Genomic DNA, 23,803 nt, shown 5'->3' on the forward strand with positions numbered 1-23,803 from the left:
AAGGTTGTTATTTTTTGCTTTTTGCCCTCTTTTTAATATGACTCATTAACCTTCTTTTCTTATTCACTTGCCGTTGTGATAATTTATTTTTTTTATTGGCAAAAGGATTTGTTCCGCCTTTAAACTCCAATTTTAAAGGAGTTCCGATTAATCCCAGATGTTTAATAAATTCATTGTTCAGATAACGTTTATAGCTATCAGGTAAATCAGCTAATTGATTCCCATGAATTACAACTACTGGCGGATTGTGACCTCCAAGATGGGCATACCTCAATTTTATCCTGCGACCATTCACACAAGGAGGGGTATGTTTCGTGCTGATATCTTGAAGTAAACGAGTTAACCGGGGCGTTGAAAAAGATTGAATTGCTGAAGCATAAGCTTCATTTATATCTTTAAATAATCCCCCAACACCACTGCCATGCAAGGCCGATATAAACCGAATTTTTGCAAAATTTGCAAAATGTAATCTTCTGGACAATTCACTTTTAACATTTTCCTTATGCTCTTCATCCAAACCATCCCACTTATTCACCGCAATAACCAAGGCTTTACCCGATTCAATAATAAAACCGAGCAAATTCATATCTTGATCGGTAATACCCTCTCTAGCATCCAGAACCTGCAAGCATACATTAGACGCTTTAATCGCTTGAAGCGTTTTGATCACAGAGAATTTTTCTATTTTTTCATCAATTCGAGATTTTCTACGTACACCTGCAGTATCAATCAAAATATAATTTTGCTCATCCCTAACAAAAGGAATTGCAATACTATCTCTAGTAGTACCAGGCATATCATAAACAACGACTCGTTCCTCACCCAAAATTCGATTAATTAAAGTTGATTTTCCGACATTAGGACGACCAGCAAAGGCGATTTTAATTACATCATCCTCTTCAATTTTATCTGCTTGAGTTGTAAATGGTGCCAGAACTTCATCAAGCAACGTTCCAATACCACTGCCATGCGATGAAGAAATAGAATGGATATCAGCAATTCCTAAAGCATGGAAATCAGCACAAGCAACATCATCATCCAGCCCTTCGGTTTTATTAATAACAAGGTGGACTTTTTTATTTAATTTACGCAAATTACCGGCAATTTTTTCATCTATTCCAGTCAAACCAGCTCGTCCATCAACCAAAAAAAGCACAATATCAGCCTCATTAAGGGCTATCTCCGATTGTTTGGACATTAAATTATCAACAGCAATATCATCAACACCTATACCGCCAGTATCAACAACGATATAGTGTTTATTATCATGTTGAGCCTGACCATACTGTCTGTCACGAGTTAAACCAGGAAAGTCAGCAACAAGTGCATCTTGAGTCTTGGTAAGTCTATTAAATAAAGTAGACTTGCCAACATTAGGACGTCCAACAAGTGCAATCACAGGGATCATTTATTAACTCACAGATAATTGATTAAGCATTCCATTGTCTGTTAAAACAAATAACTTTCTTCCAACTACGCTTGGAGAAATACTGACGCCTGCAGAAACCTTTGAGCGAGCTATAATTTCACCTGTTTGAGCATCAATAAAATGTAGATAGCCAGTTTTATCACCTACTACTAAATCATTTTTAATTAACGCAGGTTCAGTGAGTATTCTCGCTTTTAAACCAGTCTGTTTCCAATTCACTTGACCATTACGTTTATCAATAGACCAAATGACATCATGACTGTCTGTTATATACAAGGTATTACCGCTTAAGACCATATTTTTATATACGGAACCCGGTTTTCTCCAAATAAATTGTCCATCTGACAAAGACAGTGCGCCCACGTAACCTTGATAGCTGGCGAGATAAACCACATTATTTTCCACAATTGGATCCGCATCAATATCAACCAATCGCTCCACATCACTTGGGCCTGATGCGTAAGCAATGCTGCGCTGCCACATAACACGACCCGTTTTTACATCCAAGGCATCCAATTTCCCATCAGAAAAACCAATCAACACCAAATTTCCCATGCCAATGGGTGATGAGCTTGCCTTCAAGATTAAACTGGGTGAACCATGTTCTGCCATCCATATTTGTTTGCCATCTGCTGTGTTAAATGCATAAACTTTGCCGTCAATCGTCTTCACGATAACTTTTCCACCTAAAATAGCCGGTGGTGATAAAATTTCACCAGTAACCTTTTTTTGCCATAATTTATTACCGTTGCTTTTATTTAATACAACCAATGACGAGTTATTGGTACCCACAACGATATAGCCACTGGCTACAGCAGGGCCACTAACTAAGCCATGTTTCAATGCCGTAGTCCATTTCACCTCGCCATTATGCTTATAAATAGCACGAACTAAGCCACTGGCATCAGCGGTATAAATAATTCCACTCTTAACTACTGGTTTCATCCTTAAATATTCTTTATTTTTAGATGACTTACCTACAGCAACCGTCCAGTTTTGCTCAACTTTAATTTTATCCTTTATTAGCTTGAGTTCTTTAGGTTTTGGCGTGTTGTCTTTACCCAACATATAATCATCAAGTTTTGAACATCCTTGGACTAAAGCACAGAGAATTAAAATAAATAATTTCATTTTCACGAAAATTAAACCTCAATTTTTACAAATATATCAATAAAAAAACATCTTCATCTGTTACACCTCAGGCTGTAACATTTATGCAGACTCTACTTTTTTATCTCCAGAAATCATTGAGTGCGATTTACTTGCTATCTCATTAGTTTTCATTTCCAAAAATAAATTACCCATCCCGTTATTTTTTACTTCATCTAAAGCCAGTTTATAGGAACTCATAGCCTCCTGATATTGGCCTGTAGCCCCATAAATATCGCCTTTTAATTCATTAATAACAGGTAAATAAGTTTTATCATCAATATTGCTTAATTCTTTAAGAGCATTTGTATAAGACTTTTCTGCTGCAAAGATGCGCGCCATACGAATTTTAGCAATTTGCTTTAAAGACGGCATTTTACTATTTGTAGCAACTGATTTCAGCTCATCTGTAGCTGTGTCCAGTTTATTTTTTGATACATAAATTTTCGCAAGTGTCAGATGCGCCGCATCAGCGTAAACTGTGCTACTATGCTGTTGAATAAGTTCATTAGCGTAGGCTCTTACCCCTTTGATATTTTGATTTGAAAGAGCGATCATCATTTGTTCATAGGCAATAGAAGCTTGTTGAGTAATCTTTGCTTGATGCCAATGCAAATATCTATAGCCGGCAATACCAAAGAGTACAAGCGATAATACTACGGTGACTAGATTACCGTATTGCTTCCACCATTTTTTTATCGATTCTAGTTGTTCCTCTTCAGTCATATACACTGACATAATATTCTCCTACACTCACTCTAAATAATCTTTTAAGACCTGATTAATCATATTTTGATCTACCGTAATTTGTTCAGTCTCATTACGTAAATCTTTTACACTAATTTGCTCATTAGCCAATTCATCTTCACCTAAAATTAAAGCCAGTCGTGCACCGCTTTTATCTGCTTTTTTGAATTGGCTTTTAAAACTGCCGCCTGCTGTATTTACTGATACCTCTATCTTCGGATAGGCCTTACGTATCCATTCGGAAATCACAAGACCTCGTACCACAGCCTGATCATTCGTAGCAATAAAATATAATGCGTTCTTTTTACTCTCTTGTTGCAAAAGACCCAAGGTTTCCATAAGCAGGTATATTCTTTCAATACCTAATGCAAAGCCTACTGCAGGAGTGGGGTTGCCGCCTAATTGTTCTACCAGTATATCGTATCGTCCTCCAGCACATACTGTAGATTGACTTCCTAATTTATCAGTAACCCACTCAAACACAGTATGCCCGTAATAATCCAGACCTCTCACCAAAACGGGATTAATGACGTAAGGTACCTTTAATGCATCCAAACCATCACAGAAAGACTGTAAATGTGCGCGACTTTTTTCGCCAAGAACATCAATCAATTTGGGTGCATTAGCCAATAACTGTTGCATCTCTGGATTTTTACTGTCCAAAATTCGCAGTGGATTTCGAGTTAACCTGCGTTTACTGTCTTCATCCAACTGATTTTCATGATCGAGCAAATACTCAACAAGAATTTTTTTATAATGATGACGCTCGGTTAATTCGCCTAGGGTATTCACTTGTAACTGAATAAAATCTGCAAATCCCAAGTGCTCCCAAAACTTACGGCATATAGAAATCAACTCTAACTCAACCATTGCACCTGGCATACCAAATGCTTCAACACCTAATTGATTGAACTGTCTATATCTTCCCTTCTGTGGTCTTTCATGACGAAACATTGGTCCCATATACCACAATTTTTGTTGCTGATTATGCAAAAGCCCATTTTGCAGGCAAGCGCGAACACAGCCAGCTGTTCCCTCAGGTCTTAAGGTAATACTATCCCCGTTTAAGTCATTAAAAGTATACATTTCTTTTTCGACTATATCCGTAACCTCACCTATAGTCCGTTTAAATAGCTGGGTGCTTTCAATAAGTGGAAAACGTATTTCCTGATAACCATAACTGGACAAAACGCTCACAAAAATCTGTTCGATGGAACGCCAAAATACCATTGTCTCAGGCAAAATATCATTCATTCCACGTATTGCTTGAATTCGTTCAGTCACCTATCTTCTCCAAAGGAGACATTTCCGGTTTTGGGTTTAGCAAAGATTGCATTTTTGATATATCAGTGAGTTTAAGTTCTTTGGTTTCAATTGTTGGTATTTGATTTAATGATAAATCAACAGGAGCCGTCTTCGTCGAAAATATCTGTTGCGTATCTCTGTTTTTTTGCCACCAAATTCCTACAGCCACAATCACACCTAGGGCAAATAAAATTGTAAACCAACGAATAATATGTTCCACTTTATATGATTCACGTTTACTTTGCTGCCATAAGAGGGCTCTATCAGTTTTTTTCTCAACAACAAACTGAGCATTAAATATTGCCAGATAAGGCTCGGGAGATGTACCGAGTAATTTAGCATAAGCACGCAAATATCCTTTAACAAAAACGGGCTCAGGTAATAAATGAAATTCATTATTTTCAATTAATTCAATAATACGAACCCTTAAGTGTAATTTATTGGCAACGTATTCAACGGTATATCCTTTTTGTTGGCGAATACTGGCAAGTTGCTCGCCTGGATTATTATACTCTGCTACATTCTCATCCAGTGTGGTTGTTGTATTCATTATTTACTCCACTATTATCGATATTGGAATTCAAATTATTCATGCTTTGTTCATATTCTGCGGCTAAAGTGTGTTGCCCAACTTTATCAGAAACCTCTTTGGCTAATGATAATAATACCCTGTCATTCAAAACTAAGTCAGAATGCTTTTGTACTAGAGCAAATGCCTCTGCATCATGTTTGGCTTTAATTTCAAGTTTTAGCAATTCATAAAAAGACACTTTCCGTGAAGGATCCTGATTTAATGCGTTTACAAAATAAAGCTTAGCCTTATCTTCATTAGGTGTTGATAAAGCACAAAGGCCTGCATTCTCATAAGCTCCTGCAGTATGCAAATACTTTAAATCGTTAACTGCTTTTAAAAAGTAATTTTCAGCCTTTTTATAATCACCTTGTCGACATAAAAAAGCACCGTAATTGTTAAGCTGTGCGCCTCCATTTTTTGCTAGTGATATGGCTTTCAAATAATATTTCTCCGCCTGATCTAATTCTTTGGTTTGTTCAAAATAATAAGCCATTGCAGAATTTACATCAGGTGAAGTAGGCTCTTGCTCCAATGCAGTTAGGATCTTCTTTTTCGCTCTTGGCCTATCCCCTTGCTTTAAATAGCCTAATCCTAACTGAATATTATATGATGCAGCCTTACTGAGATCAGTCTTTTTAAAATTTTGCTTCTCACTTTCTTCATCATGTACGCATGCCTGCAAAAACAGGCACGTTATAACAAGCAAGAGATAAAACTTTTTTAACACAGTATTTCACACTAAGGTTTGAAATGAATGCGCATTATAACCGCTTACAAATAAATAAAAAATAACTTGTCACAAATAATAATTTTATTGTAGTTTCCGAACTTATAACTTTGCTAAACCCAAAGCATAGCTCATTATTCTGCTGCTTGCTGCTCTTGGTTTGTTTTCGATATGAAATGCAATTTTTGCCATCTTTGAGAACGACTTGTTCTATCCTTAACCTCTCCGGCTAATTGCCCGCATGCCGCATCAATATCATCGCCTCGTGTTTTTCGAGTAATCGTATTAATACCATGAGCGATTAACCTATCTCTAAATGCATCAATTGCTTCCTGAGATGAGCGCTCATAATGTGTCATCGGAAAAGGATTAAAAGGAATTAAATTGACTTTTGCTGGAATATTTCGCAACAACTTTATCAATTGATTTGCATGCTCTGGTTGATCATTGACTCCCTTGAGCATTACATATTCAAAAGTTACCTTTCTTCGAGGTTCATTTTTAAAATAGCTTTTACATAAGGCCATCAATTGACTCAATGGATATTTCTTATTTATAGGAACAAGTTCATTTCTTAATTCATCATTCGGTGCATGCAACGAAACAGCCAAAGCAACAGGACTAATTTCTCTTAAACGTTCTAGATCAGGTAAAACGCCTGAAGTGCTTAAAGTAACGCGACGTTTTGATAATCCATAAGCAAAATCATCCATCATAATATTCATTGCTGCTACAACATTATCAAAATTAAGTAAGGGTTCTCCCATGCCCATCATTACCACATTTGTTATTTTCTTGTCATGAATTCCTTCTTGTTGTGATAATTCACGGACTGCCAACCAAACTTGGCCGATAATTTCGGCTGTGGATAAATTACGATTAAAACCTTGTTTTGCAGTAGAACAAAAAGAGCAATTCAATGCACACCCTACTTGTGAAGAAACACATAAAGTTCCACGATTGCTTTCCGGAATAAATACCGTCTCAATACAATTACCGCACTCCAGTTTCAAAAGCCATTTATGGGTGCCATCATTGGATTTTTGACAAGCAACAATTTCTGGTAATTTAATACACGATAGCTGTGCCAGTTTTACTCTTAAGGCTTTGCTAAGATTTGTCATTTTTGTGAAATCAGTAAAACCGGCCTGATGAATCCATTGTATGATCTGTTGAGCTCGGTAAGGTTGTTCTCCCCAGCTATTTAGCAGTTCACGCATGTGTTGATAATTGTAATCAAGCAGATTTACTTTTTGTGTCATTTTTGCTCCAAACTTAATGACATATGTTAAAATAATGTGGCTTGGGTAGAGGACAGCGGAGCTCGGAGTTGAAATTCCTCCCCGAACTCCGGCTTTGCCTCCAGGCTACGCTATCTATTTAACTAAAATGCCATTAGCTCTATTCTTATCTTTCACAAATTTCATGTGGTTCAAAGAAAAAGGCAATTTCACGAGCCGCGTTTTCAAGGCTATCTGAGCCATGGACTGCATTAGCATCAATACTGTCTGCAAAATCAGCGCGTATAGTTCCAGGTGCAGCTTCTTTAGGGTTTGTTGCACCCATAATTTCCCTGTTTTTCATTACTGCATTTTCACCTTGTAATGCCTGAATCATTACTGGGCCAGAGATCATGAACTCAACTAAATCTTTAAAGAAAGGACGTGCGCGATGAATATCATAAAAATTTTCCGCTTGTTCACGAGAAAGTTGCATCATTTTTGCAGCGATTATGTTTAGACCCGCATTTTCAAAACGAGCATAGATTTGACCAATAACAGATTTAGCTACTGCATCAGGTTTAATAATTGACAACGTTGTTTCTTTTGCCATCATGCACTCCAGGGGGGTTAGTTAAAGTGCAATATTATACATGAAATGCAGGCTATATGGCTAATATAAATTCTTTTTTATATTAATTAGAGTCTCGATGATCATAACGCCCCTATATTCTTGTCAAAGTATAAGGGCTCTCGATTAATAGCATCTTGCTCAGGATTAATTTTATACTCAGGTAATGATTTTAATAAATCGACAACGCGTAGAATCGTCTCATAAAATAGATTACGGTAAGAATTAGCCGTCCTGCTTAATTCTTCGGTTTGTGCAACAAAATCACTTATCTGCTCATCAAAATCCAAATCAATTTGCAAAATTTCGGACAAAATGTTTGTAATTTTCTCCTTTAAATCGTCCGATAATGAGACATTAAGTATCTCGTTCATTTTATCTATAAAAAGATATTTATTGTTTTGGACTTCTGTCATATTGCAATAAATCAAAGCATGATTAATTGCTTGCCGAATTTTACTTTTTTTCTCTGAGAAACCCGAACTCTTAAGTACATTTTTTAATGAGGTGATCGCTTTTTCCAACTCTGAGTTGAATATTTGAGCTATTTTTATCAAAGCAGCTTGACTGGTAGCAATCAAATAATCATGTTCTCCTCGCACATTATTAAACTCATCCCCTAGCGAAACTAATTGTTGTCGTTCTTTTTCTATAACTTCACGTGTTGAAGCACCTTGGGCTTCTTCTCCTTTAGAATTTTCCCCAGACAATAAATAATCAATAAATAATTTTTGCACATAAACATGATAATCATTTGCTTGTTGCAAGATAATGCCATTAAGTACACTTTTTAATGGAACCTGCAACATTCGATGATAAAAACTAAATGGACTTTTAATAGCTACTACTAATTCAGTTTGTGCCAGATTGACTTTGTACCTACCTAATATACGTTCAGCCGTTATTATTCCGTAAGTTGAAAACCAATTGCTTAATTCATTATCAATTTCTTCCCCGTTCATTTTTCATCCGATTCAAATTTTTCAAAGTATAGATCTATTTACAATGAGCTGGATTGAGCAGCAATGCTTTGATTTTTCGAGCACCGCGCACAGCATACATAAAAGCATGTAGGGATCGGAGCACAGAAAATCAATGCCTTGCGGCCAAAATAGTAGAATTGTAAAAAGATCCTATGATATAAGACAATTTATTTGATAAGTATAGTGTATTTTGCAGATGTTAAAACGATTAGATATTGATTTACAATTATTAAATGACTTTCTCCAAGTAAAAACACCGCAAGTATGGTTGGATTTCGCCGCAGAGCATATTCCCTTATTATTAATTGATCATGCACATTGTGAGCGTAAAGCTGCAGCAACGGCTATTAATTTTATCAGCAAATATCCGGAAAAAAAGGAGTTGATTGAAGTAATGTCGCCTTTAGCTCGCGAAGAGTTACTTCATTTTGAAAAAGTCATTAACCTAATGTCCCAAAAAGGGATTCAATTTTGTCCCTTGCAACCATCAGGATACGCTACGCACATGCATAGACAGGTTACAAGCAGAAATGTCCTTCAACGCTTATGTGATCAGCTGATTATCGGTGCCATTATCGAAGCCCGCTCTTGCGAGCGTTTTCATGCAATTATCCCCTACCTTGAGGATCAGGACTTAGTAAAATTTTACGCTACTTTAATCAGATCGGAAGCACGTCATTTTGAAGATTATCTGCGCTTGGCAAAATTATATGGCAGGGATATAGAACAACGTTTAAAACTGTTTTTATCTTTAGAAAATGATTTTATTTTAGCAACTGATACGGTATTTCGCTTTCATAGCGGAATACCGCAATCTAAATAGAACACCAAATTTTAATAAAAATTAACTAGGAGTTATTAGGAGTCAATCCTGACTGCGCTTCTGCTTCATCCTCAAATTTAAATTTGGCATTAGCATCTAGAAACTTCCCTAAATTTGTTTTTGCTTGAGGATCATTCAATCTATTAAATGTATCCTGATCCAATACGGCACCACTCGCAAAATGGACATAAGTTCCATCTTTTTGAGGACTAGGTACATACTCATTTTCCATTAACCAAATTTCAACAAACTTGTTAAATGCTTTTCTTGCCTTATCTTCATTTTCTAAGGGAATCCCATCATCTGCATAAGTCAAACGGGCGATTTTAACTTTTCCGTCTTCAAATGTAACTTTCTGTTTGAAAGCTTCAACATCAAACTCACCTTCACCTTTAATTGCATGAAGTATCGCTGCCTTAACTCCTTGATATACAATCTCTTTAGGGTGAGTTATAGCCCTAATGAGCGGTATTTGGTTTAAAGCTTTAAGAGTAGGTGAGTAGTTGGTTTCACCTTTTATAAGATTCAAGAACTCTGCTGAAACTTGATTTGATGATATATTGATTGCTTTATTAAGTTTAGCAAATAAATTTAACAAACTCATCATATTAGATCGCCAGTCGTTGATTGAGGTTTGTTCTGAATTAATTACATCGTCAGCTAACTTCTTTATTTGATCCCAGTAAGTTGTTTCTTTACCTGTTCTCTCGTCCATGACATTACTGCTTTCTCTCACCCTGGCCATAAAATTAGACCATGCCAGTTGCTCTTCACGTCTCGCGTTTAAAAGAAATTCTTCTTTTTCTTCTTTAAAACTCTTTTTACGGAGTTCCTCTGCTTTTTCTTCTAAAAGCTTATTCGCTTCGTCTTTACTTTGCATAACCAGCCTCTCTAAAAATTACAAATGAGCAAAATAGAGCCCTTTTGTATTATGATAACACAATAGATGGGGTTTGTCATCCCAATCACTCAGGACGTAACGCCTTAAATTTTGTGAGTTATTTTGATAAGAAGTTATGCCTGGTTGATGAGTATGACCATGAATTAATTGGGTCACTTGATAGGATGACATATGCTTTATAATTTCCTCAGTAACCACTTCCATTTCTTCCATAGATTTGTTGCTGTTCATCTGGCTACGATAACGGATTTGATTTACTAACCGCCGACGATATTTTAGCGGGAAAATTAAAAAAAGAGTAGTAAATATCCTATTTCTCGTTAACAATCTAAAACGCTGGTGCGCTAAATCTTTAGTACAATACCGATCGCCATGGACTAACAAGATTTTTTCCGCCCCTAATTGGATTACAGTCGGCTCAGGTAAAATAGTCCATCCAGCCAATTGCGCAAAAGTTTTTCCTAATAAGAAATCACGATTGCCATGCATGTAAAATAAGTTAATTCCTTGTTTTTTTAAAGCAAATAACTGATGAGCAATGCCCCTGCTCCAATCATCGATTGCATCATCACCTGCCCACGCATGAAAAAAATCACCCAGGATATAAACAGTTTTAACAGAAACTCGCGCCCATTCAAGAAATTGATTAAACCGTTCCTGAATGCCCTGATCTTCTGGATGTAAATGAAGATCAGAAATAAAAACAACATCTATCATAAGGGCTCTATTTGTATGTGCTCATCGATTAAATAAATTTGACAAGGGCCATTATAAGGCTCGATCGCATCACTTAAACGATAAAACCCGGCAATTGACACCAACTCTGCCTCCAGTGAATGACAAAAAATTCGTGCTTCTTTATCTCCAGAAATTCCTGCCAAGGCTCTGCCTCTCAAAGCGCCATATACATGGATACAACCGTCCGCCAGTAATTCAGCACCATGACTTACTGAAGAAGTAACCACGAGATCGACACCTTTTGCTACGACTTGCTGACCCGAACGTACAGGTGTCGTAATTAATTTTGTTATGGATCTTGTTGATTCCTGATGGTTGTTTTCAATAGGCTGCTCAATAATAGGTTTATCTTGTGTTGAAGACGCGTGCAATACAGCCAAACCTTGACATTGAGCCAAAGTATTATGTAATACACTTCCTCCTTGAATGGCAACAGGAATCATACCATGCGCCCGCGCGCTCTGAAGTAAAGGCTGCAAATCAAACTCTAACTGGTGTACTGAAGACAGGTCAAAAACAATGGGAGTATGCTCAAATAATTTAGGAGCTTTGGCAATAGTATCATCAAGTTGTTGCGAAAAAACATCAGAGTTCGTATTTAATACATGTAATACAGTAAATGTATAAAGACGACCTTTTAACTTAAATGCTTGAGTTTGTGTTGTATTTTCACCCATAAGTATGATATCCATAACCGATATTTTTGTTTATACTAACATGTGAAAACCAATAACAGAAGGATATTAAGGTGGATAAACGGTGGTTTGAACAATATCAGAAAGGAGTCCCTCATGAAATTGACGCAAGTCAGTATTCTTCCCTAGTAGATTTGTTTAAAGAGTCCTGCTCACGTTATGCTAAAAAAACCGCATATACCAATTTGGGGAGTGGTATTACTTTTGGTGAGCTGGATGAGTTAAGCCGAGATTTTGCTGCTTATCTTCAGCAACTTAAACTGGAGAAAGGAGCTCGGGTAGCAATCATGCTTCCCAATGTACTTCAATATCCAGTAGCCTTATTCGGCATCTTACGCGCAGGTTATATTGTTGTTAATACAAATCCACTTTACACCACTGATGAGCTTATTCACCAAATGAATGACTCAGGTGCTGAAGCAATTATTGTACTTGCAAATTTTGCAAAAACTGTAGAAAAGGCTTTAAGCGCCACTCCTGCATTAAAACATGTCATTGTGACTGAAATAGCAGATCTATTTCCAACTCCGAAACGAATCATTATCAATTCGATAATTAAATACATTAAAAAAATGGTACCTGCTTATAATATTCCTCATGCCGTAGCTTTTAATTATACTTTGCTTGAAGGAAAACAATCGACTTTACATCATATGACGTTGGGTCATGATGATATTGCATTCTTGCAATATACCGGTGGTACAACAGGTGTAGCAAAAGGTGCTATTTTAACTCATAGCAATATGATCTCCAACATTCTGCAAGCTGAGGCATGGATTAAACCTATAGTGGGGTTAAATGGTGATGAAACAATTATTACAGCAATCCCTCTTTATCATATTTTCTCGCTCACTGCTAATTGTTTGACTTTTTTAAAACAAGGTGCAAAAAATGTGCTGATCACTAATCCCCGTGATATGAAGCACTTTATTAAAGAAATCAAAAAAGTGCGTTTTTCAGCAATTACCGGTGTTAATACCCTGTTCAATGGATTACTAAACCAGCCTAACTTTAAAGAAGTTGATTTCAGCAACCTAAAAATTTCACTCGCGGGTGGCATGGCATTGCAAAAAAGTGTGGCACTTAAATGGCATGAGATCACTAAAACACCAGTATTAGAAGCTTATGGATTAACTGAAACCAGCCCTGCTGCCATCATGAATCCTATGAATCTGACTGAATATAATGGAAGTATAGGAGTGCCCATTCCTTCTACAGATGTCATTATTCTTGATGATGATGAACATGAAGTAGCTGTAGGAACAAGTGGGGAAATTTGCGTTAAAGGACCACAAGTAACCCCGGGATATTGGAAACGACCTGATGAAACCGCTTTAGTGTTCACTAAGAATGGCTATTTAAAAACTGGGGACATTGGTAAGATGGATGAAGAAGGGTTTATTTACCTGGTCGATCGAAAAAAAGACATGTTACTCGTTTCTGGATTTAACGTTTATCCAAATGAAGTCGAACAAGTGATTGCAATGCATCCTGGCGTGCTGGAAGTGGGAGTTGTTGGTGTTCTTGATAAGGAATCTGGTGAACGTGTTAAAGCATGCATTGTAAAAAAAGATCCCGATTTAACTGAAGAGCAAGTGATTTCCTATTGTCGAGAGCATCTAACAGCTTATAAAGTTCCCAGAGTGGTTGAGTTTTATGATGAACTCCCCAAAACAAATGTGGGAAAAATTCTTCGTCGAGCACTTAAAGATTCTCATGCTGCATCTCCAAATCTCCCTGAGGAAAAACCAGCCGTTACCACATAAATATTTTTGTCTGGGCGAAGCCAAATTAAGAATTAATGATAGGGAGGTTTCGCCTTCGCCCAGGGTACTTAATCAAAAAATCAGTTCTTTTATTTTACCAATTGCTTCATTATGCGAGCAGTCGCTCCCCATACCCAATCTTTATTTGCAGTAAATTCACAACTACAATAACGACGACCATTCCGTTCAATTATAAAATCTTTATAATTTTGGGCATCTTGAACTAATGTCATTGGGATCGATATTAAACGAGTTACTTCTTGATCATTTAACTGGTAAGGATGAACCGTCTCGATACGAGCAAACCAAGGATGAATAATTTTCCCTAAAAGGGTATTTTGAATGGATAATTCTTTTATCAAAGTGATGCGGTCCGAGGTAATACCTAACTCTTCATGTAGCTCTCTAAGCGCAGTAGTATAATAGTTTTCATCCCCCTCTTCCCAGGTACCTCCTGGGAAACAAATTTCTCCTGGATGCGCACGCAGTTTATCGCTACGTTGAGTCAGAATTAATGAATCAGATAATTGCTCGTACAAGACAATCACTGCCGAGTGAACCAGTTTTTTTCCTTTAATTTCATTTAAGTCCATTAATAACCGCTGCTATTTTGATAAAACATTCACGATATTCATCTTCCCAGTTTGAGTCAATAACTATTCCACCACCAGCAGCTAAATGTAAAATATTCTCCTTGGCTGTAGCCGTACGAATAGCAATATTCGTATCAAAACGGCCATGCCGGGAAAAATAACCTATAGCTCCACAATAAATACCTCGTGCATAAGATTCTTGTTCATGAATAATTTGCATAGACTCAATTTTTGGCGCTCCCGTAATAGAACCACCAGGAAAACACGACAAAAATGCATCAAATGGCTGAATTGTAGCGAGACAATGTGCTTCAATTGTACTTACTAAATGATGCACTGAATTATAGCTTTGTACCTCACATAAACTCGTTACGCGTACTGAACCTGGTTGAGCAATTTTACCTAAGTCATTTCTCAATAAATCAACTATCATGACATTCTCAGCTCTATTTTTTTCACATGATGTCAATTTATTTTTTAATTCTTCATCTTCCATACGATTAGTGGATCGCCCTATTGTCCCTTTAATAGGAGATGTTACTAATTTACCCTCTTCATGGAATAGAAAACGTTCAGGGGAGAAACTTAAAATATCAGCATGAGCTGTTCGTAGATAAGCAGCAAAAGGAACAGGGTTTTTCAAACAAATTTTTTTATAAAAAGACCAACTGTCTCCTTCATAAGTAACGTGAAATGGCTGAGTCAGATTAACCTGATAACTTCTTCCCTCTTTTAAAAATTGATAAACGGAGGAAAATGCTTTGATGTAATGTTGTTTGCTCATCAAAGGAATAAAATCACTGTTAATAGCCGCATTATCCTGTTGTTTGGCTGGGTTATTCCACAACTCCAATACTTCATCAACTATTTTAGCAGTTGACTGATGTGTATTTGCAGCAAATACGGTTACAGTTTTATTATGGTGATCTACAATAATTGCCCAATCATACAAACCAAGATCTAACAAAGGCATATTTTCTAATGTTGCTTGCATGGGGGAATCTATTCCTAATAACCTTGCACCAAGATCATAAGAAATATAACCCAGAGCGCCGCCTTGAAAAGGAAGATCCACCACGGAGGGTATTGGCGATAAGAGCTGGCTTATTTTTTTTAATAAATGTGATAAATCATCAGTATTTTGATCGATTTGAATAAAATCATAAGGGCAGGCACTGATAATATCATAACGTCCATGAGCGCGATCTGTACTTTCTAAAAGAACAAAACCAGGTAAATGAAGTAATTTTTGGTAATACTCGTGCAGTGAATCATGATAGTCTAATGAATATAATACAAATTGACTCAAAATATTCCTCATAGGTAATTATTATAAAAACTTGGGGTACAGCACAGCTGAAACCCCTATTCCATTAAGTTGCACTTCGGAGCACCAATTATTTCTATATCATATCATCCGACAAAATTAGTTTTTTAGGGAATACGAATTCATATTAATTCTCTGGTTTTTGAATTAATTTGTGAGTATGCTATGCAAACGCTTTATTGACAAGGAGCCTTGTATGGCAACAGTTGCTCAATTTGACATTACATATACTCAACTTTTAAATGAACATGGGAAATTAGTCGGACAGCTTCCTTCTTTTGCCCATGATCATGCTGTGCTCAAAGAGCTTTATAAAATTATGGTTCTTACACGAACTTTTGATAAAAAAGCTATAGCCTTACAAAGAACAGGGAAAATGGGAACTTATGCTCCGATTAATGGACAGGAGGCAATTTCAGCCGCTATAGGTCATGCAATGCGCCCTGAGGATGTACTTGTACCCTATTACCGCGATTATGCTGCGCAATTTCAACGTGGTGTAAAAATGTCTGAAATACTCGCTTTCTGGGGTGGAGATGAGCGCGGCAGTCAATTTTCCTGTAATTCAGAAGACTTACCCATATGTGTTCCAATTGCCTCTCAATGCTTGCATGCAACAGGCGTTGCATTTGCCTTTAAATACAGAAATGAACCGCGTGTCGCTGTAGTATGTCTTGGTGAAGGCGGTACTTCAGAAGGTGATTTCTATGAAGCGATGAATGTCGCAGGAACATGGAATTTACCTGTTGTTTTCGTTGTCAATAATAACCAATGGGCGATTTCTGTTCCTAGAGATCAGCAGACGGGTACTCAAACTATTGCACAAAAAGCCGTAGCCGCTGGCTTTACAGGCATGCAAATTGACGGGAATGACATTCTGGCTACCCGACAAGTTATTGGCGATGCAATTGAAAAAGCACGTCATAGTGAAGGACCCACTTTAATTGAAGCAGTGTCTTACCGGCTATCGGATCATACAACAGCTGACGACGCAACTCGCTACCAACCTGGTGCTGAAGTTGAAAAAGCCAAGCCTAAAGAACCCATAGCACGATTTAAGGAGTTTCTTGTAGAACAAAAAATCTGGAATGCACAAGACGAAGAAAATTTAGTAATTCAATGTTCTGAAGAAGTAGAAAAGGCAGTTAACGAATACTTGGGTATGGAACCGCAACCAATCAGTAGTATTTTTGATTATCATTATGCCGAATTACCCGAGTATTTAGTGGAACAACGTGCAATAGCTATGGAGGAAGCAACTCATGCCTGATATTACTTTAATCGAGGCAGTAACTCAGGCTTTGGCTTATGAGTTAGCTCATGATGAAAATGTTGTGGTTTTTGGAGAGGATGTTGGTAAAAATGGCGGTGTGTTTCGTGCCACAGTAGGATTGCAAGAGCGTTTTGGTGAAAAGAGAGTTTTTGATACTCCACTTGCAGAGTCCATGATTGCCGGATTGGCAATTGGTATGTCAATACAAGGATTGAAACCTGTTGCTGAATTTCAATTTATGGGGTTTATTTATCCAGCAATGAATCAAATTATTTCTCATGCTGCCCGGATGCGTAATAGAACCCGCGGACGACTACATTGTCCTCTCGTCTTTCGTGCGCCTTTTGGCGGCGGTATTCGAGCTCCAGAACATCATTCTGAAAGTACCGAGGCACTATTTGCTCATATTCCTGGTTTGCAAGTCGTGATTCCCTCCTCACCACGGCGTGCTTACGGCCTTCTTTTAGCCGCTATGCGTAATCCTGATCCAGTGGTTTTTCTCGAACCTAAACGTATCTATCGTTTGGTAAAGCAACCTGTGGAAGATAACGGTGAAGCGCTTCCCATTGGAAAGTGTTTTACTTTACAACAAGGTGATGACGTCACATTAGTAAGTTGGGGAGCAAATATCCACGAAACCCAACAAGCAGCTAAGCAATTAGGCAACGAAGGAGTTTCTTGTGAAGTCATTGATGTGGCAACGATTAAGCCACTAGATATTGAAACAATTCTAGCCTCAGTAGAGAAAACAGGACGTTGTGTTATCGTACATGAGGGAGCAAAAACTTGTGGGGTTGGTGCCGAAATTTCTGCTCAGATTATGGAAAATTCTATGACTGATTTAATGGCTCCAGTCCAACGGGTAACCGGATATGATACTGTAATGCCCTATTTCCAGCTGGAAAAACAGTACATTCCTAGTGTTGCAAGGATTAAAAACAGTGTTATGAGCATAATGGAGTAATAATGAATATTTTCAATCTACCTGATTTAGGTGAAGGCCTGCCAGATGCTGAGATTCATGAATGGTTTGTCAAAGAAGGTGATACTGTAATAGTAGATCAACCATTGGTTTCTATGGAAACCGCAAAAGCTGTAGTTGATGTACCGTGTCCTCAGTCTGGAACTATTAGCAAATTATACGGTAAACCTGGGGATGTAATTAAAACAGGTGAGCCTTTGGTAGCTTTTAAATCAACTAGTGCTAGAACTGAAGACAAAGGAACAGTAGTCGGTAATCTAGAAGAAAGCAGTGAAATCACTGAGGATAATTTTACTGTCGGAATCCAACAGACGGCTAGAAATCGTATCAAGGCGACCCCTGCAGTAAAAATGCTTGCTAAAAAATTGAATGTAGATTTATCTACAGTTAAAGGAACTGGCGAGTTTGGCATCATCACTCGAGATGATGTTCAGGCACAAGCTGACAAGAACTCGGAAATTCCTGCAGGTTTTGAACCTCTGCGCGGAGTAAGACGTGCAATGCTCAATAGTATGACTCAATCTCATGCAGAAGTAGTACCTGTAAGTATTTTTGATGAAGCAGATATCAGTGCTTGGAAGCCAGGTACTGATATTACGATTCGCCTAATCCGGGCAATAGTTTACGCCGCTAAAAAAGAACCCGCCCTAAATGCATGGTTTGATACAAAACATGGTGCGCGCCAGTGTTTTGATGAAGTGCATCTTGGCTTAGCCATGGATAATGAAGAAGGATTATTTGTTCCTGTTATTCATAACGTCGGAAAACTTTCTGATGGTGATCTGCGAAAAATGATCAATGAATTTAAAGAGTCTGTGAGCAATCGAGAAATTACTGCAGATAAATTGAAAGGAGCCACTATAACACTTTCTAATTTTGGAAAATTTGCTGGTCGCTTCGCAAGTCCAATTATTGTTCCACCAATGGTTGCTATCTTGGCTGTAGGAAGACTCTATCAGGGAGCAGTTGTCAACGCTCAAGGAATAGTAGAAGCACATAATATACTTCCCTTATCATTAAGTTTTGACCACAGAGCAGTCACTGGAGGCGAAGCAACTCGTTTCTTAGGGGCTGTGATGGAATCGTTACAAAAGGGATAAGGTGAAAACTCTTCCTCTTTAAGTGGTCTCTTGATCACATTTCTGCCTACTCCTCAAGGCTTGTCCGCGGGGTTAGTATTTTTCCCAGATCCTCTGGATCCCGCGGACAATTCGCGGGACCGGAGTAGACTTTTTTTCATCGATGTGTAGAAGATTCAACCCATTAAGGAGAGGATATGAATGTTATTGCTGCATTTTATCCTGCATTTTATTTTTTATTTTTTCAGCTAACTTCATTTTGCATTGCTGTAATTGCTCTGGACTGAAATTTGTATTTGGTAATCTTTTTTTACTCATTGCCACAGGTAAAACGCAGTCTTTGACTAATTCTTTACCTGCACTCTCCCCCCCTTTAAAGTAACCATTTTGCATACAAGAGATTGCGATAGCTTTGCAGGGTCCTGATCCTGCCCAACCAAATAATGAAACGCTCATTAATAAGCTAACCATACCAATCTTTGCAAATAATTTGTTCATTTTTATAATTCCTTTTGTTAAAATATAATCCTATTTTTAAACAATTGCATCTAAAATATAGCACAGCATTTGTATTTTGCTTTTATTAGTATTTTAAAGTTTAAATTCAATAAATTACATTAACTACCTTTTACCAGAATTAAGTTATTTTGACACAGGAATCAAACAGACTTTCTCTATTTCCCGCTCTATAGTATCGCGTTTTAAGAGTACTGAATTAGCACGACCTGTTTGTGTCAAAGCGATTGCATAAAGCCCTACAAAAAATGCATCACTATGAATCACATTGCTTGCCACTTCCCAAAGGAATTTCAAAGCTTGCAAAATCAAAATATCCATCCGCTCTATCAAACCAAGAGTTAATGCACCACTACATTTTGCAAGTTTTTGTAACTCAACAATACCTACGGAATAAGGACATTCCTATTCCAGCATTCCATTAGCTTAGCTCATTAACATAATTAAATTCATCAATTGTTCTTTAAAAATTGATTGCTACATTGCATTAATTTTATGTACAATTTAAAACCACTTATCTTGAGATGAACCAACAATCGATGCGTATTCAACTCGGGCAATGGCAAAAGCTAATTAATATAAAAATGCTTTTATCTATCCATCCATTAATATCGATTTCTTCATGACTTGATAAAAATTCATCAAGGGTTAACTTTAATTAGAATTAATAAACTTTTTCAACCGAGGTGTATAAAAATGTCGTTTTTAAATACTTGTCCTATTACTTTTGACAATATTGATAAAGAAAACTCTTTGTTAGTTAAAGTGCCTGCATCTAAAATAGAAGAGAAAGACAAGCTTTATTATATTAAGGATGAAAACACACTTAGCCAACTACACAAATGTCCATTAACTAATCGAATAGGAGCATACTATACAATTAAATTGGCCAGCTTATCAGAGAAAGAACTTGCTTCATTGCAAGTAGACAACTCTCCAAATGAGTTGATTGAAGAAAATAACCCCCTAATACAGTTGACTGCTAAATTTAAATGGAAAAATCAACAATTCACTCCTGAAGCTAACCCTCATCAATACAATATTACAAGCCCTCATGATTTAGCTTTGTTTACACAAGGAGGTAATCATAGTTTTACCAATGTTCTACCCTCGAGTTCTCTTATTAGCAGAAATACAAGTAGCAATCATAGATTATCTATGTTTTCGTTTTTTGCTCCACCCAGGCCTCGACCCATACCTCAAGAGAATGAACTTGCCGATGTTCAAGGAACACAACTATCACTACGCATGTAACTTAGCCGTTTTGGAGATATCATTGATGCATATTGACTGATGTTCTGATGTTAAAAAGAAAAATAGTCCAATAAATGGCAACTAATTTTTGTCAGACGCTTTGGAGGGACTTTAAGATGCCCCTCCAAATTATATTTTCTAGGCTATAACATAGTGTTAATGACAACATTTATTATCAAAAAGACCTATGGAAATGGTACACATACACATGCTCAGCCATCCAAATGAGTTTCATTGTTATTAAAATCAATTAGATTGCAGGGAGTCCATTAATCCAATAATTTAATATCGATAAGAACGTTGTTTTAGGCTTAGTGTGTACTGTACGTCGGAGCAGTTTTGTGACAACTTAGTTCCCTTTTGCTTGAAATAGTTGGCACTATTACAGGACTTACGAAAAACCCCTTCATTAGGTCAATAGATCAATCAAATAGAAGAAATTTCTCAATGAGCTACAAAACCCATCAGTTTTGATGAGTTTTTCGTAAGTCCTGTATTAACCATAAAAGTATTTATTTTGGGCAAAAATATTTTTAATCAGGTTTATAAAGTTGGCTAGCATCAATGTCAAAGAGTGTTAGATGGCTATTCTGAGCTGATAATAAACATTGAATTTATTAATCAATAAAAAATGTTTCCGAAAAAAGCTCAGATTGTCCGCATATGGATATGGTCATATTAATATGCTCGGACGATATTCCTTTGACATGCCAGAGATGAGGTAAAACGTGGTGAGTTAAGGCCATTAAGAACAACAGAAAAGCCTTAAGTCGGTTGGCTGTTCCATTGCTCCCCAAGCCCGCATATTAACTATTTCCCCTGTATGTAAAATAGCATGAGCTTTTTTAGATAACATAAGCGGCTTTTATAGGGTTATTAGGATTTCTTCTATCAATCAGAACAGAGTGGAGTGTTTGATAAAATAAAATTGGAGATTAAAGCCAATCAGATATTCAATCTTGTATTTAACATGCCCCGCTCCGCTAATGTTGCATCCGAACACATATTTTATGATTGAGCAATTTTATTAAGCAACGCTGCGAGCCTGCATCCTGCATATGTAACTTGTTTTTGAACTAATTGCTGGGCGTTTTCTTGATATTTATCACTCGGGACTTCATTAGGATCCATCTGATAAGCATTTTTTATGGCCAGCTTATGAGACATTTTTGCCCATTTAGCCGGTTTCTTTTCTGTAACAATCACCGAGCAGGGCATTTTTTGCTCCAACTGCTGTGCTGTATTTCTCACTCGAGTTTCATCAAATTTCCCAAGAAAAAAGCCGGCTCCATTGTCCCAATACTGATGTAAATTACTGCCTACTGGATTTTTTCCTAAAAAGAATAAATTGCCCCCTAAATCGCCCGTAGGATGTTGCGCACTAACTCGAGTTATAGCGTGTAATGGTTGATGAATATCACCTGTGATATGAATTAACATGCGTAATGCGAGCTTTTTGTCTGAGGGATTTGCTTTTTTAGATGAAAGTACCGAAATTGCTTGTTTCATTGTCTTTATTGCATTGGTACTTTCAATAGGAGGTACGTGGGTTCCATCGCTGGAAAAAGGAATATCAATGTAATGCATTACATCATACCAATATACTTCCCTCCACCTAATTTCATCCATCCAGGTTGAAGAGCTAACAAAACTTGAATTGGGGGTGTTATGAGTGCGTGAACGAAGGTATTTATAACACATGGTCCTGGCTTTTGGCGATAAATTATCGTAGGCAATTTGAGCCACTACCTTGTGGCCTGCTGCATTCCAAGCGTAGCTGTTTACAGCCACCAAACAAAAAATTAGTGCATAGATAATTCGTGACATCATTAACCCAAATAGGGAGACCACGCAGGCTCTTGTACATCTCCTTCACGTGCGGGAAGTCTCATTCGTATTCTACCGTCGAGAGAAACGATACCCAATACACCTTTATCCTCATTGTGGGTCGCATAAAGAATTAAACGACCATTTGGTGCAACAGATGGAGACTCATCACGACCAGAAAAAGTTAGACTGACAATTGGTCCACCACCTGCACTTTGCAACCCTATGTTAAATTGCTTGTCATCCCGATGCAACATAATGATATTTTTCATATCCGGTGTATAGGAAGCACGTGCATTATAATTACCTTCAAAAGTTACACGGCTCACCTGACCATTGGCTAAAGACAGGCGATATATTTGTGGTGAACCTCCTCGCCCTGAAGTAAATAATAAGCTTTTTCCATCTGGCGCATAACGTGGCTCAGTATCAATGGCATCACCAAAAGTCAATTGCTTCATGTTACCGGTACTGATATCTACGCTGTAAATTTTGGGGGTTCCACTTTTAGATAAAACGACTGCCAACTCTCTGCCGTTAGGAGACCATGCAGGGGCTCCATTAATTCCAGGGAAACTGGTAATTAAGCGTCTTTGACCTGTCTCAACTGAAACAGTAAATATTTGCGCTCTTTTTTTCTCGAAAGAGACATAAGAAATGCTTTTGCCATCTGGAGCCCAAGCTGGAGACATAATAGGCTCAGAGGAAATCAATAGGCTTTGTGGATTATGTCCATCTGCATCAGCAACCTCAAGTGAATAACGAGTGCTCTTTAGAGTTCTTTGGACAGAAATATAGGCAATGCGAGTAGAGAAAACCCCTCTCTCTCCTGTTAATTTTTGGTATATCTCATCACTGATATGATGTGCTAATGGTCTGACTTGATTCGCACTAATTTGAAACGTTTTTGTCAATAAAGTAGCCCCATTTGCTACAGCATCAGTTAGGGTAAAGCTCACTTCATAATGATTCCCTGCGCGGATGACATGTCCCGTTACAACACTATCTGCCCCCAACTGCTTAAGCGTGCTTATTGACGATTGCGCGTTGGCGCCTTGTGGGCCAGAAACAATACGAAATTGCCCTGAGAAATTTAAATCACCTTCAATAACTTGTCCGATTTCTTGAGCAGCACCGTCTGAACCAAAAGAATTAATTGCAATAGGTAAAGCTGAATTAATCCCTTGGGTTAACTCTAAATCAAGAGCAAAAACTTGCTGTGTAAAAAGCAATAAAAAAAGTGTAATAATTCGGTTAATCACGA

General features: G+C 37.4%; 24 protein-coding genes. 6 read left to right on the forward strand and 18 right to left on the reverse strand.

Annotated features, from left to right (window positions below; translation table 11 throughout):
• Positions 1 to 7: 7 nt before the first annotated feature.
• The 9 genes from der to Ltuc_RS06055 form a co-directional block, all read right to left on the reverse strand.
• Positions 8 to 1,408 (reverse strand): ribosome biogenesis GTPase Der, encoded by a 1,401-nt coding sequence (gene der / locus Ltuc_RS06015; protein WP_058520393.1) that lies wholly within the window; start codon positions 1,406 to 1,408, stop codon positions 8 to 10.
• A gap of 3 nt (positions 1,409 to 1,411) precedes the next feature.
• The gene (gene bamB / locus Ltuc_RS06020; protein WP_058520394.1) at positions 1,412 to 2,566 is read right to left on the reverse strand and encodes an outer membrane protein assembly factor BamB; all 1,155 of its coding nucleotides are present in this window, start codon (positions 2,564 to 2,566) and stop codon (positions 1,412 to 1,414) included.
• 75 nt (positions 2,567 to 2,641) lie between these two features.
• Entirely contained in the window at positions 2,642 to 3,316 is a 675-nt protein-coding gene (locus Ltuc_RS06025; RefSeq protein WP_058520395.1) for a YfgM family protein, read from the reverse strand.
• A gap of 15 nt (positions 3,317 to 3,331) precedes the next feature.
• A complete protein-coding gene (gene hisS / locus Ltuc_RS06030) occupies positions 3,332 to 4,609 on the reverse strand; it encodes a histidine--tRNA ligase (protein WP_058520396.1) in 1,278 nt (425 codons plus the stop codon).
• Entirely contained in the window at positions 4,602 to 5,180 is a 579-nt protein-coding gene (locus tag Ltuc_RS06035; RefSeq protein ID WP_058520397.1) for a helix-turn-helix domain-containing protein, read from the reverse strand. Before Ltuc_RS06035 ends, hisS begins: the two co-directional genes overlap by 8 nt.
• Positions 5,155 to 5,931, reverse strand: a complete 777-nt coding sequence (gene pilW, locus Ltuc_RS06040; RefSeq protein WP_058520398.1) for a type IV pilus biogenesis/stability protein PilW — start codon at positions 5,929 to 5,931, stop codon at positions 5,155 to 5,157. Before pilW ends, Ltuc_RS06035 begins: the two co-directional genes overlap by 26 nt.
• Before the next feature lie 134 nt (positions 5,932 to 6,065).
• On the reverse strand, positions 6,066 to 7,193 hold the full coding sequence (gene rlmN / locus Ltuc_RS06045; RefSeq protein ID WP_058520399.1) for a dual-specificity RNA methyltransferase RlmN: 1,128 nt from the start codon (positions 7,191 to 7,193) through the stop codon (positions 6,066 to 6,068).
• A gap of 145 nt (positions 7,194 to 7,338) precedes the next feature.
• On the reverse strand, positions 7,339 to 7,764 hold the full coding sequence (gene ndk, locus Ltuc_RS06050) for a nucleoside-diphosphate kinase (RefSeq protein ID WP_058520400.1): 426 nt from the start codon (positions 7,762 to 7,764) through the stop codon (positions 7,339 to 7,341).
• A 101-nt stretch (positions 7,765 to 7,865) separates the two neighbouring features.
• The gene (locus tag Ltuc_RS06055; RefSeq protein WP_058520401.1) at positions 7,866 to 8,744 is read right to left on the reverse strand and encodes a hypothetical protein; all 879 of its coding nucleotides are present in this window, start codon (positions 8,742 to 8,744) and stop codon (positions 7,866 to 7,868) included.
• 217 nt (positions 8,745 to 8,961) lie between these two features.
• Between Ltuc_RS06055 and Ltuc_RS06060 the strand changes: the two genes are divergently transcribed.
• Complete coding sequence (locus tag Ltuc_RS06060; RefSeq protein ID WP_058520402.1) at positions 8,962 to 9,588, forward strand: MiaE family protein; 627 nt, start codon at positions 8,962 to 8,964, stop codon at positions 9,586 to 9,588.
• Positions 9,589 to 9,613: 25 nt separating this feature from the next.
• On the opposite strand, the gene Ltuc_RS06065 is transcribed toward Ltuc_RS06060, so the two are convergent.
• The 3 genes from Ltuc_RS06065 to minC are packed head-to-tail and all read right to left on the reverse strand — an operon-like array spanning position 9,614 to position 11,904.
• Entirely contained in the window at positions 9,614 to 10,468 is an 855-nt protein-coding gene (locus Ltuc_RS06065) for a hypothetical protein (RefSeq protein ID WP_058520403.1), read from the reverse strand.
• 18 nt (positions 10,469 to 10,486) lie between these two features.
• On the reverse strand, positions 10,487 to 11,206 hold the full coding sequence (locus tag Ltuc_RS06070; RefSeq protein ID WP_058520404.1) for a UDP-2,3-diacylglucosamine diphosphatase: 720 nt from the start codon (positions 11,204 to 11,206) through the stop codon (positions 10,487 to 10,489).
• A complete protein-coding gene (gene minC, locus Ltuc_RS06075; protein ID WP_058520405.1) occupies positions 11,203 to 11,904 on the reverse strand; it encodes a septum site-determining protein MinC in 702 nt (233 codons plus the stop codon). The genes Ltuc_RS06070 and minC overlap by 4 nt, the downstream gene beginning before the upstream one ends.
• Before the next feature lie 71 nt (positions 11,905 to 11,975).
• Between minC and Ltuc_RS06080 the strand changes: the two genes are divergently transcribed.
• A complete protein-coding gene (locus tag Ltuc_RS06080; RefSeq protein ID WP_058520406.1) occupies positions 11,976 to 13,688 on the forward strand; it encodes an AMP-binding protein in 1,713 nt (570 codons plus the stop codon).
• Positions 13,689 to 13,777: 89 nt separating this feature from the next.
• Here Ltuc_RS06080 and Ltuc_RS06085 read toward each other — a convergent pair whose 3' ends face one another.
• Positions 13,778 to 14,281, reverse strand: a complete 504-nt coding sequence (locus Ltuc_RS06085) for an NUDIX hydrolase (protein WP_058520407.1) — start codon at positions 14,279 to 14,281, stop codon at positions 13,778 to 13,780.
• On the reverse strand, positions 14,268 to 15,590 hold the full coding sequence (gene pabB / locus Ltuc_RS06090; protein WP_058520408.1) for an aminodeoxychorismate synthase component I: 1,323 nt from the start codon (positions 15,588 to 15,590) through the stop codon (positions 14,268 to 14,270). The genes Ltuc_RS06085 and pabB overlap by 14 nt, the downstream gene beginning before the upstream one ends.
• A 214-nt stretch (positions 15,591 to 15,804) precedes the next feature.
• Between pabB and pdhA the strand changes: the two genes are divergently transcribed.
• The 3 genes from pdhA to Ltuc_RS06105 are packed head-to-tail and all read left to right on the forward strand — an operon-like array spanning position 15,805 to position 18,963.
• Complete coding sequence (pdhA, locus tag Ltuc_RS06095) at positions 15,805 to 16,878, forward strand: pyruvate dehydrogenase (acetyl-transferring) E1 component subunit alpha (RefSeq protein WP_058520409.1); 1,074 nt, start codon at positions 15,805 to 15,807, stop codon at positions 16,876 to 16,878.
• Positions 16,871 to 17,845 (forward strand): alpha-ketoacid dehydrogenase subunit beta, encoded by a 975-nt coding sequence (locus tag Ltuc_RS06100; RefSeq protein WP_058520410.1) that lies wholly within the window; start codon positions 16,871 to 16,873, stop codon positions 17,843 to 17,845. Before pdhA ends, Ltuc_RS06100 begins: the two co-directional genes overlap by 8 nt.
• Before the next feature lie 2 nt (positions 17,846 to 17,847).
• Positions 17,848 to 18,963, forward strand: a complete 1,116-nt coding sequence (locus Ltuc_RS06105) for a dihydrolipoamide acetyltransferase family protein (RefSeq protein WP_058520411.1) — start codon at positions 17,848 to 17,850, stop codon at positions 18,961 to 18,963.
• Between the two features lie 183 nt (positions 18,964 to 19,146).
• On the opposite strand, the gene Ltuc_RS06110 is transcribed toward Ltuc_RS06105, so the two are convergent.
• Positions 19,147 to 19,440: a hypothetical protein gene (locus Ltuc_RS06110; RefSeq protein ID WP_058520412.1), complete on the reverse strand. Its 294-nt coding sequence runs from the start codon at positions 19,438 to 19,440 to the stop codon at positions 19,147 to 19,149.
• Between the two features lie 144 nt (positions 19,441 to 19,584).
• Entirely contained in the window at positions 19,585 to 19,779 is a 195-nt protein-coding gene (locus Ltuc_RS06115) for a hypothetical protein (RefSeq protein ID WP_058520413.1), read from the reverse strand.
• Positions 19,780 to 20,154: 375 nt separating this feature from the next.
• On the opposite strand from Ltuc_RS06115, the gene Ltuc_RS06120 reads away from it, so the two are divergent.
• Positions 20,155 to 20,712, forward strand: a complete 558-nt coding sequence (locus Ltuc_RS06120) for a hypothetical protein (protein ID WP_058520414.1) — start codon at positions 20,155 to 20,157, stop codon at positions 20,710 to 20,712.
• A gap of 1,008 nt (positions 20,713 to 21,720) precedes the next feature.
• Here the strand turns inward: Ltuc_RS06120 and Ltuc_RS06125 are convergent.
• Positions 21,721 to 22,539, reverse strand: coding sequence for a S1/P1 nuclease (locus Ltuc_RS06125; RefSeq protein WP_058520415.1), 819 nt, complete (start codon positions 22,537 to 22,539; stop codon positions 21,721 to 21,723).
• A gap of 2 nt (positions 22,540 to 22,541) precedes the next feature.
• The gene (gene tolB, locus Ltuc_RS06130; RefSeq protein ID WP_058520416.1) at positions 22,542 to 23,801 is read right to left on the reverse strand and encodes a Tol-Pal system beta propeller repeat protein TolB; all 1,260 of its coding nucleotides are present in this window, start codon (positions 23,799 to 23,801) and stop codon (positions 22,542 to 22,544) included.
• Positions 23,802 to 23,803: the final 2 nt, after the last annotated feature.

The organism is Legionella tucsonensis, from assembly GCF_001468035.1.
GTDB lineage: Bacteria > Pseudomonadota > Gammaproteobacteria > Legionellales > Legionellaceae > Legionella > Legionella tucsonensis.